The sequence below is a fragment of the Tessaracoccus sp. SD287 genome, from assembly GCF_017355265.1.
Taxonomy (GTDB): Bacteria; Actinomycetota; Actinomycetes; order Propionibacteriales; family Propionibacteriaceae; genus Aestuariimicrobium.
Genome location: NZ_JADIJQ010000030.1, coordinates 1 through 14,705 on the forward strand (window position 1 = coordinate 1; position 14,705 = coordinate 14,705).

The 14,705-nt window shown below is 66.3% G+C and carries 13 protein-coding genes; 5 read left to right on the plus strand and 8 right to left on the minus strand.

Translation table 11 applies throughout. The features are described 5' to 3' along the window. The 6 genes from IPV09_RS11355 to IPV09_RS11380 form a co-directional block, all read right to left on the minus strand. On the minus strand, window positions 1–1,677 hold a 1,677-nt coding region (locus tag IPV09_RS11355), incomplete at its 3' end, for a right-handed parallel beta-helix repeat-containing protein (protein ID WP_207475367.1). Window positions 1,678–1,789: 112 nt separating this feature from the next. Then, on the minus strand, window positions 1,790–2,971 hold the full coding sequence (locus tag IPV09_RS11360; protein ID WP_207475368.1) for a hypothetical protein: 1,182 nt from the start codon (window positions 2,969–2,971) through the stop codon (window positions 1,790–1,792). A gap of 91 nt (window positions 2,972–3,062) precedes the next feature. Continuing rightward, on the minus strand, window positions 3,063–4,316 hold the full coding sequence (locus IPV09_RS11365; protein ID WP_207475369.1) for a hypothetical protein: 1,254 nt from the start codon (window positions 4,314–4,316) through the stop codon (window positions 3,063–3,065). 44 nt (window positions 4,317–4,360) lie between these two features. Next, the gene (locus IPV09_RS11370; RefSeq protein WP_207475370.1) at window positions 4,361–5,746 is read right to left on the minus strand and encodes a polysaccharide biosynthesis tyrosine autokinase; all 1,386 of its coding nucleotides are present in this window, start codon (window positions 5,744–5,746) and stop codon (window positions 4,361–4,363) included. 264 nt (window positions 5,747–6,010) lie between these two features. Further along, window positions 6,011–6,646 (minus strand): S24/S26 family peptidase, encoded by a 636-nt coding sequence (locus IPV09_RS11375; RefSeq protein ID WP_207475371.1) that lies wholly within the window; start codon window positions 6,644–6,646, stop codon window positions 6,011–6,013. A 345-nt stretch (window positions 6,647–6,991) separates the two neighbouring features. After that, complete coding sequence (locus IPV09_RS11380) at window positions 6,992–7,342, minus strand: metallopeptidase family protein (protein ID WP_207475372.1); 351 nt, start codon at window positions 7,340–7,342, stop codon at window positions 6,992–6,994. A 199-nt stretch (window positions 7,343–7,541) separates the two neighbouring features. Between IPV09_RS11380 and IPV09_RS11385 the strand changes: the two genes are divergently transcribed. The 3 genes from IPV09_RS11385 to IPV09_RS11395 are packed head-to-tail and all read left to right on the plus strand — an operon-like array spanning window position 7,542 to window position 11,146. Next, a complete protein-coding gene (locus IPV09_RS11385; protein ID WP_207475373.1) occupies window positions 7,542–9,092 on the plus strand; it encodes a ribulokinase in 1,551 nt (516 codons plus the stop codon). 36 nt (window positions 9,093–9,128) lie between these two features. Next, window positions 9,129–10,184, plus strand: a complete 1,056-nt coding sequence (locus IPV09_RS11390) for a galactitol-1-phosphate 5-dehydrogenase (RefSeq protein ID WP_207475374.1) — start codon at window positions 9,129–9,131, stop codon at window positions 10,182–10,184. Then, window positions 10,181–11,146, plus strand: coding sequence for a sugar-binding transcriptional regulator (locus IPV09_RS11395; RefSeq protein ID WP_207475375.1), 966 nt, complete (start codon window positions 10,181–10,183; stop codon window positions 11,144–11,146). The genes IPV09_RS11390 and IPV09_RS11395 overlap by 4 nt, the downstream gene beginning before the upstream one ends. Before the next feature lie 29 nt (window positions 11,147–11,175). Here IPV09_RS11395 and IPV09_RS11400 read toward each other — a convergent pair whose 3' ends face one another. After that, window positions 11,176–11,829 (minus strand): NAD(P)-dependent oxidoreductase, encoded by a 654-nt coding sequence (locus IPV09_RS11400; protein ID WP_207475376.1) that lies wholly within the window; start codon window positions 11,827–11,829, stop codon window positions 11,176–11,178. Between the two features lie 191 nt (window positions 11,830–12,020). Between IPV09_RS11400 and IPV09_RS11405 the strand changes: the two genes are divergently transcribed. Continuing rightward, entirely contained in the window at window positions 12,021–12,866 is an 846-nt protein-coding gene (locus tag IPV09_RS11405) for a pseudouridine synthase (RefSeq protein ID WP_207475398.1), read from the plus strand. Window positions 12,867–12,909: 43 nt separating this feature from the next. Next, complete coding sequence (locus tag IPV09_RS11410) at window positions 12,910–13,692, plus strand: tryptophan-rich sensory protein (protein ID WP_207475377.1); 783 nt, start codon at window positions 12,910–12,912, stop codon at window positions 13,690–13,692. A gap of 16 nt (window positions 13,693–13,708) precedes the next feature. On the opposite strand, the gene IPV09_RS11415 is transcribed toward IPV09_RS11410, so the two are convergent. Then, a complete protein-coding gene (locus IPV09_RS11415; protein ID WP_207475378.1) occupies window positions 13,709–14,665 on the minus strand; it encodes a DUF368 domain-containing protein in 957 nt (318 codons plus the stop codon). Window positions 14,666–14,705 lie beyond the last annotated feature (40 nt).

Here is a 14,705-nt window from a genome sequence, read left to right on the forward strand (position 1 = left end):
GATCTTCTTCGTGCCCGAAGTGACGCCGATCGCAGCGGCGACGTCAGCAGGGATGGCCATGGCGGCAGAGGTCTGCGCCGCGGCGGTGAAGGTGCTTTGCGGGTTCGAGATGCAGGCAGTGCTCTGCAAGTTGGTCCAACCAGATCCCTTCTTCGCCAGGGCGGCGGTGCTCTGGATGAACTCCGTTCCGCCAGGGACGGGAGCACCCCAGCCCACCATGTTGAGCTCTGGGCTCTTTCTGTATTGGCTGAAAATATTGCCAGTGATCGTGGTCTTGAAGTCGGACATCGGAATGGAGCCGCCCTTGCCGAAGATCTGGAATCGTGCACCGCAACCAAAGACGTTGTTGGCCACGGTGTTGTTCTTCGTCAGCAGACTGTGCGTGGAGGGAGCGTCATGTGGCCGATTCGTCCAGCGGTCATCCTGAGCAAGATAGAGACCGAACAGCCTGTAGCCGCTGATGTGGTTGTTCATCACCTTGAAATTGTCCGTGATCCGCAACTGGATGCCGTCCTTGCCACCGACAACCTCATTGTTGGCCACGATGCCACGGGTGGCCGCCTCAACGTTGAGCCCAGTTTCATCATTATTGATCATGCTGTTATTGGTGACCTGCACGTCAGAACTGTAATTGTCCAGCCACAGTCCCGTGGATCCGTAGTTCTCCGCAAACAGATTGTTGTTGATCTTGGCCCGGACGGCCTTGGTGATTTTGACTCCAGCGGCTTCGGGCAGAACCGGGAAGCGCTCGAAATTGTTGTGGCGGAAGACGGAGTTGGCGAGCACCACGTTTGCGGCGCGATCCATGCCCAGGCCCATCATCCCGTTGCGCTCGGCCGTGACGTTGCGAATCGTCTTGTTGGCACCACTCAGTGCCATCCCGATGTACGCGTTGTCTGAGACGACGAGGTGCTCGAAAGTGCCGCCGTCGGGGTCCATCAGCACAGCAGCGCGAGAGGACGAGGTGACCGCGTACCTACGGACGCCGAAGCCCTTGAGGCTGACATTGGGGGTGAGAATGGCGATCGCGCGAGTGAGGTCACTGGAGACGACGCTCTTGCCCGACGGGTCGCTACCGATGACCAGGCGCTTGTTGGCCGAGTCGGCGAAGAAGGTTCCGCTGCGGACCTCGGCGAGAGAACCCACCTGCGCCAGTGCGGTTCCGTTGACGAAGACCTGTGCCGGGTACGTCGCGTACGGGTATCCGGACCGCGTCTGTCCTGGATGCGAGGAGAAGAAGGCTGACCAAGGGGCGGTCCACACTGCGCCCGACTTCGTCCAACCCGACACCGGCCGTGACCCGTCGAACCAGACGACCTCACGCGGGTAGTTCTGGATCGTCACCCGCTTGGTGACAGTCACGGATTCGTGGTACGTGCCTCCCCTCAGGACGATGGTGCCGCCAGCAGGAGTGAGGACGAGGGCTCGGGCGACCGTCTTGACGGGCTGCTTGTAGGTGCCGGGATTGGCGTCAGAACCGGTGTTGCTGACGTAGCGGGCACCCCTGGGGGGCGTGTACGAAGCGGTGCCGAGCGTGGTGCCGCGGCCGTTCACGACCGAGCCGACATAGCCGTCGGCGGCTGCCGCAGGAGTATGTGGAGGTGCGAGGAGCACCGTGGTGATGCCCACGAGGAGCGCAAGCGCAAGCGAGGGGAGTCGAGTGAGGCGACGTGCCATGGGGGGTCCTTGGGTCATGCTGGTGGAGGGGCGTGCTGTCCTGGCAGAACAGCGTTACGAAGCTTAAGGTTAGCAGGAAATTCTCAGACTAGACCCCCAGTGTGAGAGTCTCTCAGGAACCTTGCCGCGTCCGCGCCCTACTCAAGGGCTGTGGCAAGGGGACGAGCAACGCGACAGACAACATCAGGGCAAGTGCTGACGTGGTGTACAGAGGGCTGAAGCAGGCGTCCCACACCACCTGGATGGTGAGGAACGTGGTGAGCGCGCGGCCGCGTCCCTCGGCGAGTCTCGTGGCACTGTTGCGGAGCACCAGCCACAGCATGGCCAGCATGAAGGCGAGGCCCAGGAGGCCACATCGAAGCCAGAGGTCACCTATCCCGGAGTGCACCTCAAAGCCATTGCCAAACATGTAGCGCTCGACGTAACCGTTGTTCGGGTCGTAGTTCAGTTGCTCCATCCCGGACTTGGCGGTGTAGATGTCCGCGAAGTTGGGCAGGACTCCCATCCCGTAGCCACCCGGCGACGCCTTCAACAAGGCCAGGGTCGCGCCGATCTCAGGCCGCCCACCCAGGAGCAGTGAGCCCGACGAGCGGATCTGCGCCTCGCTGCGCAACTGCGCCCCCTCACCGAGCAGGCCGTCGAGAATGAACGCCTGCATCATGAAGTAGGTGATCAGCCCCAGGACCACGACATTGGTGGATACCCGCAGAGCGCTGGAGCGGAGTTTGAGTGCTGCACGCAGACGCTGCCAGGCCAGGATGAGGAAGGTGGCGGCGAGAATCGAGACTGCGGAGCGGGAATCATTGAGCGCCGAGATCAGGGCGAGGCCGGGAAGGGCCAGTAGTTCCAGCCAAGGTGCTCTGAGGGCCCAACCCAGTGCCAGCACGAGAACAGTCACGGGCAGGGCGAGGCTAACCTTCCAGAGATTGTCTGCGCTGAGCCGTGCGAGAACGCCGAGCAGGAGGCCAGCTCCGAAGAGGAACGCCATCCACCCCGACCCCAGGACTGACCGGACCCACGCCAGGGTGCCGGCCCCGAGGATCAGTTCGAGAATCAGGATGAGTTGCGCCTGTGTCAGCGCGGCGGACACCTCATGTGTGGGGGCGTTCAGGGCATTCAGGATGAGGCCGTTCAGAATGGCGCCGATCCCCGTCAGGACGACGATTCCCTTCCTGTATCGCGCCACCTGCGATACCCAGACCGGGAGCAGAACGATGGGAATCAGAAGTGTCAGCGTGAGTGGTCCAGGCAGAGGGAGGTGCGATCCGATCCCCACCGCCGCGACCGCCGCCATCCACGAATCAATCTGCCTCCAACCCCGGGGGGCCACGTCCCCTGAAGACGCTGCAGGCAGTAGGTGCTGAGGATGACTCATGGCAGATGCCTCACGCTGTCTGCCACAACCGGGCACGGTGGCGGCGAATGTAGAGGATGAAGGGGACGAGCTGGAAGGTGAGAACGCAGGCGCAGTTGCTCAGGATTGGCCCGACCACCCCGAGTCGTGGAGTCACCACGATCGCAAGGGCAAGCGACATGACGGCCATCGTGATGGTCGGCGCCATCTGGAAGCGGATGCCGGGCTTGTCCATGATGAACATCCCCAACGGATACAGGCATGCCTGGAGCACGACCATCAGGCTGAAGGCGACCACCGTGGACAGCTCCACGGGCACCTGACCATTGGTGGTGAAGGCGAACAGTGGCTCACGCACGAAGGCCAGCAGAACCATGAAGCCGAGACAGGCGGCCCCAAACTTGATGCTGAGAGGGAAGGGACCGCTGGTCAACTTTCCAGCGGCGCGTTGGCGGGCGTAGCTCGGCCACAGGGCAACTCCGGCGGCGCTGATCACTCCCAGGAACGCCAGGTAGACCTGCGCTGCGGCCGTGTACTCCGCCAGTTGCTGGGTGGTACCCGACTGGGCGAGGACGTATCGCTGTGCCGCCAGGGACAGTGGAGCAGAAAGCATCTGGGCCATCATGGGCAATCCCACGTCCATCACCCGCACGCCGGGGTGACCGGAGCGGTCGAACAGGTGACGGCTGGCCCGGGCGATGGCCTTGGGCAGACTTCGAATCGAGGCAGCCATGCCGACCGTCGCGATGGCGAAGGAGCCAAGGTATGCCGCCAGCGACAGGAAGGGGAAGGCTTCGCCGCCCCTACGCAGGATCAACCACACCAGTACGAAGTTGATCGGTGCCATCAGTCCTTGGATCAGGATCGTCGAGTGATTCTTCCGCAACCCGAGCAGCACCCGCTGCCAAATGCCCAGGGGGATGGCGACGGCCCAGACGGACAAGCAGGTGAACACCACCAGCGAGGCGTTCGGAAGCTGGCCCGGTTCGCCGAGCACCAGAACCCAACCACCGGAGAAGAACAACGCTGCGTTCACCACCATCGTTCCGAGGGCGAACACGAGCATGATCCGCCAGACCGAGGTCAAGGTGGCGGTGACATGCGCGTCATGGTCGGGCGCCTCAGACGTGGCGATGGTGTTGACGAGCGCGGCACCGGTGCCGAGGTCCTGGAACTGGATGAGCGCGGGAAGGGCGGTCACCAGCGCATACAGGGCGAAATACTCCACACCCGCGGTGCCCAGGATCAGCCGGGCGGTCAGGATCCCGAAGAGGGCGGACGTCACAGTGGTCAGCCCTCGGGCAGAGAGCGCCTTGAACACCGGCCCGCCTACCGGGCGGCTGATGAATCAGGCAGCACTCTGCGCCTGGATGTACGTCCGTACTCACGGCTGTGGTAGGTGCTGGATCGCTCCATCTTCACGCTGTTGACCACCATGCCGAGCACTGTCGAATGGGTCGACGCCATGCTGGTGATGACGGCCCGCAATGCCTTGTTGGGCGTCTTCCTGGCCCGGGTCACCAGGATGATGCCGTCGGTGTGCGGGGAGAGCCAGAGAGCGTCACTGACGGCGAGTGCCGGAGGGGTGTCAATGATCACGGCATCAAACTGTTCTCGCGCCAGCGCGAGGGTGTCGTTGAGTTGACCGGATGAGATCAGTTGTCCCGGGTTGGGAGAGATCATGCCACCGGGAAGGAGGTGGAGATTCTTGTGTCCCCAGGGCTGGATGGCCTCCTCGAACCGGCAGTCGTGCACCAGGACGGTGGTCAGGCCAACAGCACCCTCGACACCGGTCCGGCGGGCGATGGACGGGTTTCGCAGATCGGCGTCGATGACCAGAGTGCGCCGGCCGGCCTCGGCGAAGGCGATGCCCAGGGCCAACGCGACGCTCGACTTGCCGTCGCGTGGCTGTGCAGAGGTGATGATCATCATTGTCGCCGGCTTGTCAACGGACACGAAGCGAAGGCTCGCTGCGACCGCACGGATTGCCTCAGCCGCCTGGCCTCTCGGTGCCATCAGGACACTGTGGGGCAGGCTGGAGCCCGGAGCGAGTTGCGGTACCTCGCCCAACACCGGCACGTCGGTCAATTCCCTCACGTCATCGGCGTTGCCCGGTCGTGAGCGCAGGAGTTCCCGGAGCAGGGCGATGACCACGGCCGACGCCAAACCCACCAGCGCACCGATCACCGCGTAGATCTTGCTGTTGGGCGACACGAAGGTCCGTGGCAGCGTTGCTGGTGAAATGTTCTCCAGACGCACCGCAGGTTCGTTTCCGACCTTGGGCGACAACTCCTGCACGGCGGTGATGAGTGAGTCCGTGGTCGCCGCAGCGATTTGTTGGGCTCTTTCCGGGGAACTGTCGGTGACCGACAGTTGGATGACCACGGTGTTGAGGGGGGTGACCACGCTCACGCGCTGCGCCAGTTGGCTCGGTGATTCGTCCAGGCCCACCTTGTCGATCACCGGCTGCAGTACGAAGGGAGTGGTGGTCAAAAGCGCGTATGACTGAACAATGTTCGCCACGTAGTTGGAGCCCTGGACAACCTCGCTGGTGTTCTCACCCCGGACTGGCACGACCATCACCGAGGCGTGCGACCGGTACTGCTTGGGCAACGTCTGCGAGTATGCGTAGGCTCCGATCCCGCCGAGCATGATGAAGGCGATGATCAACAGCAGGTTGCGGCGGAGGACGGCCACGTACTGGGCAACGGTCATTGACCTTCTCCTCGTCGTGGCAGCACAGCGAATCCGATGGCCTTGACGACTGAATGCTGCATTCAGCGCACCTTCTTTTCTGCCCTGCGGGTGGCGCCTTGCCGCTCCCGGGCGGACTTGGTCACCCACAGCCGCTCCGCGAGCCTACACCGGGACGTTCTGGACTGGGGAAGCATTCCTTGTCAGAGATATCCTGTCGGACCATTCCGAGTGACAGCGGACGGCACGGGCAATGGTGAGGTTGCGCACCGCGACGCTGGGCAGTCAGAGTGCCGAACGCCTCGCCGCGGATGATCGGGTCGGCCTGCCATCAACCCCGTCGGTGGCGGCGGGCCGAAATGGTCCTGCCGGACGATCAACGACCAGGACCAGCAGGGCGGCGACCGTCAGCACCACCCAGGCGGTCAGTGCGCCACCGTTGCCGGTGGACAGCCAGTAGCTGGGCAATCCGATGAAGCGCACTCGCATGCGCACCTCGCCGGTCACCTGGCTCGGCTTCACCGGCGCGACCTGACCGTCGGCGTTCGCATCCCCGGCGGTGCTGTAGCTGCCGTCGGGGTTGACCGCCACCACGCGATGCATGTGCACAGGGGAGGTGTCCGCACCTTCGGTCGACGGACTGGTGAACTGGATGATGCGCCCCACGGCGATGGGCGCGTCCTGGGCGGGTGGCGAAATCAGCGCCAGGTCGCCGGGGCTCAGCTGCGGTCGCATGGCGTCGTTGGACACCACCGAACCATGCCAGCCGAAGAGGGCGGGGACGAAACCGATCGCGACCAGGCCCAACAGGAGCACCAGGTAGATCCGTGCTGCGGTGACGACGGTCCGCCACGCTGCGCCGTCCCTGAACTCACCCGCGTCAAAAAGGGCCACCGTGGGGATGGCTTTCTGACCCGCCATGGAGCGAGAATGAGTGGACATGCAGACCTCGAGACGGGGCAGGTCGGAAAGACTGGCCGAAAGTTAGTATTGACAGTCAGCGACTTTTGAGCCTCGCCGCCTGACGGGACGACAGTAGCGCACCGCGAACACTGTTACAAGCCTTGTCGGTGCGTGTGCTGCGCATGGAGGGAAACCCGCAACACCGCGACGACCGCGAAACCGCGTCAATGCCGCAAGAACGGACCTCCACCCGCGCCGCCGACGTCACCAGGCAGCGGAAAGCACACAAGGCGCCCACCCGTCACCACGACGGGTCGAGCGCCTTCACTGTGGCCTGGGTGGGGGCGCAAGCCCGGGGTCAGCTCATTCGTAGCCGAGCTGGTGCAGCCGTGCGTCGTCGATCCCGAAGTGGTGGGCGATCTCGTGGACCACGGTGGTGTGGATCTCGTCGACCAGTTCGTCCATGTCGTCGCACTCGTTGATGTGCGGCTGGCGGAACAGCACGATCCGGTCGGGCAGCACGCCGGAGTAGTCGGCGCCGCGTTCGGTCAGCGGGACCCCCTCGTAGTATCCGTAGAGGTCCTCGCAGTGTGGTGGCTCGTCCTCGACGAGGACCACACAATTGTCAACCAGCTGTGTCAGCTGCTCAGGGATGGAGTCCAGCGCTTCGGACACGCACTGGTCGAACTCCTCCTCAGTCACCTGCAGGGGCATGAACTCCACCATAGCCCCGCACCCGACGGAACTCGAATGGTGCCGAACCCCCCCCACTCAGGCCGCGAGCCGCGCTCATCTGAGCGAAACGCGCGCACAGTCTCCCATCTCGTTGCCGTGACCCCATGAAGGGCGCAGGGTGGAGTGGCGGGCAACGAGGCCCGGCGGCCCCGACGGGGTGAATGAGAAGGAGATTGCCATGACTGCTGGCCCCTACCTGCTCGGCATTGACATGGGCACCGGCGGTGCTCGCGCCGGCGTCTTCGACACCGACGGCAACGAGCTCGCCTCGGTCGCGACCGAATGGTCGACGAACTTCCCCCGTTCCGGGCGCGCCGAACAGAGCCCCAAGGAATGGTGGAAGTGCATCGTCACCTCGGTGCGCGGCGCCGTGCAGAAGTCCGGCGTGCCGGCAGAGGCGATCGTGGGCATTGGCGTGGACTCCACCTCCGCCACGGTGGTGGCGGTGGACCGGAACAACAATGTGCTGTCCCCGGCCCTGCTCTGGATGGACGTCCGGGCCGCGGCCGAGGCCGACGAACTCGCCGCCACCGGCGACCAGGCCCTGCAGTACTCCGGCTTCGGACCGGTTTCGGCCGAGTGGGGCGCACCCAAGGCCATGTGGATCCGCAAGAACCAGCGCGAGATCTTCGACGAGGCCGCCGTGATCGCCGACTGCACCGACTGGCTGGTCAACCGGCTCACCGGCGAATGGACCATGTCGATCAACCACGCCGCAGCCAAGTACTTCTACGACTCCGACAACGGTGGCTGGCCCACCAGCCTGTATGAGAAGGCTGGCGTCGCAGAAGTGCTCGACAAGTTCCCCAAGACACTGCTGCCGATTGGCGCCAAGGTGGCCGGCCTGTCGCTGGCCGCCGCCAACGAACTGGGCCTCAAGCGCGACACCCCCGTCGCGGAGGGCGCCATTGACGCCTATGCCGGTGCCATCGGTCTCGGGGTGGTGGAGCCCGGCAAGATGGCCCTGATCACCGGTTCCAGCCACGTCATGATCGGTCAGTCGCGCACCCGCCTGCACGCCAAGGGTCTGTGGGGCTCGTTCACCGACGCCATCATCCCCGGCGAGTACACCGTCGAGGGCGGTCAGTCGTCGACCGGCTCGGTGGTGGCGTGGTTCAAGAACAACCTCGCACCCAAGGCCATGGCCAAGGCCCAGCAGACCGGACGCGACCCCTACGAAGTGCTCAACGAGGAAGCCGAGAAGCTGCAGATCGGTTCGGACGGACTGGTGCTGCTCGACCACTTCCAGGGCAACCGTGCCCCCTACTCCGATGCCCGCTCCCGCGGCGTCTTCTGGGGCCTGTCACTGGGCCACACCGAGTTCCACATGTACCGCGCCATCATCGAGGGCATCTGCTTCGGCACCGAGTCGATCTTCCAGACCATGCGTGACAATGGCTACCCGCCCGAGCAGATCGTGGTCTCCGGTGGCCCGGCCAAGTCAGACTTCTGGATGCAGATGCACTCCGACGTGTCGAACGTGCCCATGGTCTTCACCCGCAACACCGAGGGGCCGATCCTGGGCTCCGCGATGATGGGTGGCATCGCCGCGGGCCTCTTCGACGACCTGCCCAGCGCTGCCTCGTCCATGGTGCACACCGTCAAGGAGATCCAGCCCAACCGCGAGGCCCACGAGTCCTACCAGTACTACTACCAGGCCTACCTGGACACCTATCCCGCGATGAAGGAGCTCATGAACAACATGGTGCGCCACATCGACGGCAATTGACCCGTCCCTAGTTGAATGACCCACACGGAGGAAAGCATGACCGGCACAATGACCGCAGCAGTAATGCACGCGGTGGGCGACATCCGCATCGAACAGGTGGACATTCCCACCCCTGGCCCCGGCGAGGTGTTGATGAAGGTCGCCTTCTGCGGGGTGTGCGGCTCGGACCTCAGCCGCATGTTCGAGTCGGGACCGCACAAGCTGCCGCTGATCTGCGGCCACGAGTTCTCGGCCTGGGTCGCGGAACTGGGTGAGGGTGTCACCGACTTCGAGGTCGGCGACCTGGTCACGGTCCCGCCGATGCTGCCCTGCTTCGAGTGCCCGCCGTGCGTGCAGGGGGAGTTCAGCCTGTGCGAGGACTACGACTACTACGGCTCCCGTCGTCACGGCGCCTACACCGAGTACGTCGCGGGCCCCGCCCGGCTGCTGCTCAAGGTTCCCCAGGACCTCGACCCGCGGGCAGCCGCCATGGTCGACCCGGCCGCGATCGCCCTGCACGCCATCTACCGGACGAAGCTGGGCATCGGGGACCGCGTCGCCGTGCTCGGCGGCGGCGGCCCGATCGGACTGTTCTCGGTGCAGTGGGCCAAGCTCGCCGGTGCCGGCGAGGTCGTGGCCATCGACGTGTCGGCGGAAAAGGCCGCGCTGGCGCTCGAGGCGGGCGCCGACCATGCCACCTCCTCGGAGGCGGAACTCGAAGCCCTGGTCGGTGACGGCTTCGACCTGGTCATCGAGACCACCGGCGTGGCGCCGGTGGCCGACCAGGCCGTCCGGATCACCGCCCGCCACGGCCAGGTCGTCCTGATCGGCATTCCCCACACCGACGTGGTCCTGAAGGAGAAGACCTGGGCGCGGTTGATGCGTCTCGAGATCGACATCCTGGGGTCATGGAACTCGTTCTCGGCACCGTTCCCGGGCAAGGAGTGGCAGACGACGGTGGCCAAACTGGCCTCCGGCGAACTGAAGTGGGAGTTCATGATCACCCACACCGAGCCCGTCGAGCGGGTGCCCGAACTCATCGGCCAGATGGCGCGCCGCGAGGTCGTCTCGTCCAAGGTGTTGTTCTACCCGAGTCCGAAGAAGGATGCGTGAGCCCTGCCAGTACTGAGCGTGACCACCTGCTGCTGCGCGTGTGCCAGTTGCACTACGAGCAACAACTCACCCAGCAGCAGGTGGGCGACCGCCTGCACCTGACCCGGTGGCAGGTGGGTCGCATGCTCAAGGAGGCCTTGGGACGGGGCATCGTCCGGATCGAGATCGTCCACCCCGGGGCCCGGGCGCACACCATGGAGTCGGAGCTGGTGCGCCTGTCCGGCCTGCAGGAGGCGATCGTGGTGCCGGGCGAAACCGACCCCGTGGCCACCCGCCAGGCCGTGGCCCAGGCTGCCGCCGAGTACCTGGCCGACCTGCCCGTCGCCCCGCGCACCCTGGCCGTGTCGTGGGGCCAGACCATGAGCGACCTGGCCAGGGCGATCCCACCGTCCTGGGCCCAGAACGTCACCGTGGTCCAGGCCAACGGCGGGCTCAGCCGTCCCGGGCCGGGCGACCCGGCCGCCATCATCACCTCACTGGCCCGGCAGTCCCGCGGGTCGACCGTCTTCCTGCCGGCCCCCGCCATCGTCGAGTCGCCGGTGCTCGCGCAGGCGCTGCTGCGGGAGCCGTCCATCGCCGAGGTCACCAGCGTCGCCCGGGACGCGGACGTGCTGCTGTTCTCGTTGGGGGCGGTCAGCCACGAGTCGGTGCTGGTGAAGTCGGGCTGCCTGCTGCCGGGCGACGTCGAGATGTTGCTGGAGCGCGGGGCGGTCGGCGACGTCGTGGGCCGGTTCATCGGCCCGGACGGCACCCCCATCAGCCCCGAACTCGAGGCGCGCAGCGTCGGGCTGACCCTGGTCGACGTGAAGAATGCGAAGCTGGCCGTCGCGGTGGCGGCGGGTGAACAGAAGCACCGGGTCGCCGAGGCCTGCCTGCGTCGGGGCCTGTGCCACGTATTGGTCACCGACGAGGACACCGCCGCCCACCTGACCAGACGACTGCACGACGAGCCGCTCCGCTGACCTGACCGGTGCGGGGACCCGCCGGGCGTTCAGCTGAGGGGGGTCCCGTCGCCCACGGTGAAGCGGCAGTTGGCGTGCTGCGGGTTCTCGATCTCGTCCAGGACCGCGATCGCCATGGTGCCGGTGGTGGTGTGCGAGCCGCCGTCGGGGGCGACCAGCAACTCGTCGCGGCCGAGCACCGGGGTGGTGGCCGGGCCGGGCTCGAAGACGGCCGAGGGCGAGATGCCGACCCAGTTGGCCCCGCCAATGGCCCGCAGGTAGTCCAGCTCGTGCACCTGGGCGCGCGGAATCGCGATCCACGACTCGGCGCCGGGAATGTGGGCAATGTCCTGCAGGAACTGGTGGCGGTCAGCACCGGTGACCAGGCTGCCAGCGCCCAGGATGAACACCAGTCGCGGTTCCAGGCCGTCGGCGGTCTCGACCAGGTGACGGGCCAGGTCGACGTGGCGGTAGGCCTGGTCGGGGCCGGTGCCAAAGGCATTGACCACGACGTCGAAGCTCAGCAGGTCGCGGTGGGTCAACTCGAAGGCATCACGAACGACGACGGTGGCATCGGCACCGAGCACCTCGGCGGCACGCGCGGCGTCACGCACGAGGGCGACGACCTCGTGGCCGCGGGCAACGGCCTCGGCGTGGATGTCGCGCCCGGCCTTGCCGGTCGCGCCGATGATGCCGATCTTCATGAATTCTCCTGGCTCGGTGGAACTGGTCGGGGGAAGCGGGTCGATCCTACAGTGGCCGGGCTGACCGGCGACGCCGCACCTAGACTGAACGGATGCCCCCCAAGTCCCCGCTGCCGCCCCGCTTCGGCCTGCAGGCCGCATGGATGCGCACGCCTGACCGCGACCCGCTGCGCCCTGCGCCCTGGGCGACGCTGGGGGAGTACCTGCGTGAACGATTTCCCGCGGTCGGGCTGGAGGGCCTTGAACGGATGCTGTGCCGCGGCGACTTCGTCGACCAGCAGGGCAACGTGCTCACCGGCGCGGAGCCCTACACCCCGCACACCTTCGTCTGGTTCCACCGCGAACTGCGCGACGAGCCGGAGGTGCCCGGCGAGATCAGCGTGCTGTACCGCGACGAACGCCTGGTGGTCGTCGACAAACCGCACTTCCTGGCCAGCATTCCGCGCGGACGACACATTCGTCAGTCGGTGGTGGTCCGGATGCGCCAGCAGCTCGGGCTGCCGGAGCTCGGCCCGGCGCATCGGCTCGACCGGCAGACCGCCGGGGTGCTGGTGCTGACCACCGAGCAACGCTGGCGGGCGCCCTACCAGGACCTGTTCGCGCGCCGGGTGGTCACCAAGACCTACCACGCCATCGCCGGGTACGACCCGCACCTGGCGCTGCCGCGCACGGTCGAGTCCCACATCCACAAGGACCGCGGCATCATGCAGGCCTTCGAGCTGCCCGATCGTGACCCCAACTCCCGCACCCTGGTCGAACTGGACGAGGTGGGCCCACCCGATGGCCGGGGCCGGCGTTGGGCCCGCTACACGCTCAGCCCGCACACCGGGAAGACTCACCAGCTGCGGCTGCACCTGAACTCGCTGGGCATCCCCATCAGGAACGACCCGCTGTACCCCACCGACCTCGGTCGGGAACTGGACGACTTCACCGACCCCCTGCAGCTGCTGGCGGCGAGCCTCGAGTTCGTCGACCCCGTCGACGGCAGCCGGCGCAGGTATGACTCCATGCGGCGGCTGCAGCTGCCGACCACGTAGCGTGGGGGGCCCCGGCCACCCGCCTGAACTGACAGGACACCCCATGCATCCCGGTACCCCTGCCCGCATCCTCACCCTCGTCCTGGTGCTGCTGGCCCTGGGCACCGCCTTCCTCGGCTCGGGGGCGGTCATCGGCACACCGGTCAACGAGGCTGCGGGGGGTTGGCTGGCAGCCGACTCCACGGCCATCGCACCCGCCGGCGGTGCCTTCAGGATCTGGTCGGTGATCTACCTCGGGCTGCTCGGCTACGCCGGCTGGCAGCTGTTCCGACGATCCGACAGCGACCGTCACCTTGCCGTGCGCCGCTGGGTGCTGGCGGGCATCGTGCTGAACTCGGTCTGGTTGGGCACCGTGCAGCTGGGATGGTTGGCGGCCAGCGTGCTCGTCATCGCCGCGCTGCTGGCCTGCCTGGTCCGCGTGCTCGTGATGCTGTCGCGCGAGGCGCCCCGCGACTGGCTCGAGGCCCTGCTGCTGGACGGCGTCCAGGGTCTCTACCTCGGCTGGGTGCTGGTCGCGACCCTGGCCAACATCGCCGCGGCGCTCGCCTCCACCGGCTGGTCGGGTGCCCCCTTGGGCCCGGTGAGCTGGACGATCCTGCTGCTGGTGGTGGCGGCCGCGCTCAGCGTGGCCCTGGCCGTTCGACTCGGCGGACGGCTCGCGCCGGCGCTGGCCACCGGGTGGGGTCTGGCCTGGATTGGCGTGGCTCGCAGCAGCGGGGTCGGTCTCCAGTCCACGGCGATCAGCCTCACCGCCTTCGTGGCGGCCCTGGTGGTGCTCCTGGCCGCGGTGGGGTGGCGCTGGCGGATCGGCCGCCGGCGAGCCTGAGCCCGGCCCGGGGGCCTCAGTCGAGGACCACCTCGACGGGGGCCTCGGTGTCACGTGCGTCGCTGACCCGGTCCTCGACCTTGCTGAACAGCCAGCTGGCGACCACTCCGACCAGCAGCAGCGCCACCGCGAAGATGATGGCCGGCAACAGCGAGAGTCCCTGCTTGGCCAGCCCCTCGTCCCCGAAGGCCGGGAACACCACGGTCGGGAAGATCGCCAGCGACGACCCGACGACCATGCCCAGGATGAAGTGGTACATGCCGGCGTAGTGCCGATCGAAGGCCCACGCGGCGCCCTTGGCGAAGAGCAGCACGCAGGCGATCAGGCCGATCACCAGCGGGATGATGACGGTCATGTCGAAGGCGGCGATGCCGGCGGCCATCTTGTCGTAGAGGCCGAAGTAGATCAGGAAGTTGGACGGGCTCATGCCCGGCACGATCACGCCCAGACCGATCAGCGCCCCGGAGCCGAACCACGCCGGGATGCTGGGGGCCACGTTGAGGGCCAGCGAACCACCCACGATCATCACCACGAAGATGGCGACGGCGGAGGCGACCATGATGGCCCAGTGCAGCGGCTTGCGACCCTGCTTGCCGGCGGTGCGGAACAGCGAGGGGAAGGTGCCGATCACGAAACCAATGAACAGGCAGATGAACTGCGCCTCGAAGCGCCCGAAGGCTGCCTCGACGACGATCGAGAACAGCACGATGCCGATGCCGGCACCGATACCGACCGGGATGAAGTAGCGGACCTGCGACCAGAACTTGTGGAATGGCCGGGACAGGAACCGGATGATCGGGTCATAGATGCGGAAGATCACGGCCAGCACCCCACCGGACAGTCCGGGCAGGATGAATCCGATGCCGACCAGGATGCCCTTCACCAGGCGCGTCAGCCAGGCTCCGACGGAGTCCTTCTCGTCGAGATAGGCGTAAATCGCATCCGTCGTGGGTGTCGTGGTGGATTGGGTCATGCTGATCCTTGCTGCGAAGTGCGGGACTGGGAAGAGTTCA

Excerpts from the sequence above, each read along its gene's own strand:
- IPV09_RS11375 (WP_207475371.1), bottom strand. The coding sequence starts at position 6,646 with ATGGCGGGTCAGAAAGCCATCCCCACGGTGGCCCTTTTTGACGCGGGT.
- IPV09_RS11415 (WP_207475378.1), bottom strand. The coding sequence starts at position 14,665 with ATGACCCAATCCACCACGACACCCACGACGGATGCGATTTACGCCTAT.
- IPV09_RS11400 (WP_207475376.1), bottom strand. The coding sequence starts at position 11,829 with ATGAAGATCGGCATCATCGGCGCGACCGGCAAGGCCGGGCGCGACATC.
- IPV09_RS11410 (WP_207475377.1), top strand. The coding sequence starts at position 12,910 with ATGCATCCCGGTACCCCTGCCCGCATCCTCACCCTCGTCCTGGTGCTG.
- IPV09_RS11380 (WP_207475372.1), bottom strand. The coding sequence starts at position 7,342 with ATGCCCCTGCAGGTGACTGAGGAGGAGTTCGACCAGTGCGTGTCCGAA.
- IPV09_RS11370 (WP_207475370.1), bottom strand. The coding sequence starts at position 5,746 with ATGACCGTTGCCCAGTACGTGGCCGTCCTCCGCCGCAACCTGCTGTTG.
- IPV09_RS11390 (WP_207475374.1), top strand. The coding sequence starts at position 9,129 with ATGACCGGCACAATGACCGCAGCAGTAATGCACGCGGTGGGCGACATC.
- IPV09_RS11385 (WP_207475373.1), top strand. The coding sequence starts at position 7,542 with ATGACTGCTGGCCCCTACCTGCTCGGCATTGACATGGGCACCGGCGGT.
- IPV09_RS11360 (WP_207475368.1), bottom strand. The coding sequence starts at position 2,971 with ATGGCGGCGGTCGCGGCGGTGGGGATCGGATCGCACCTCCCTCTGCCT.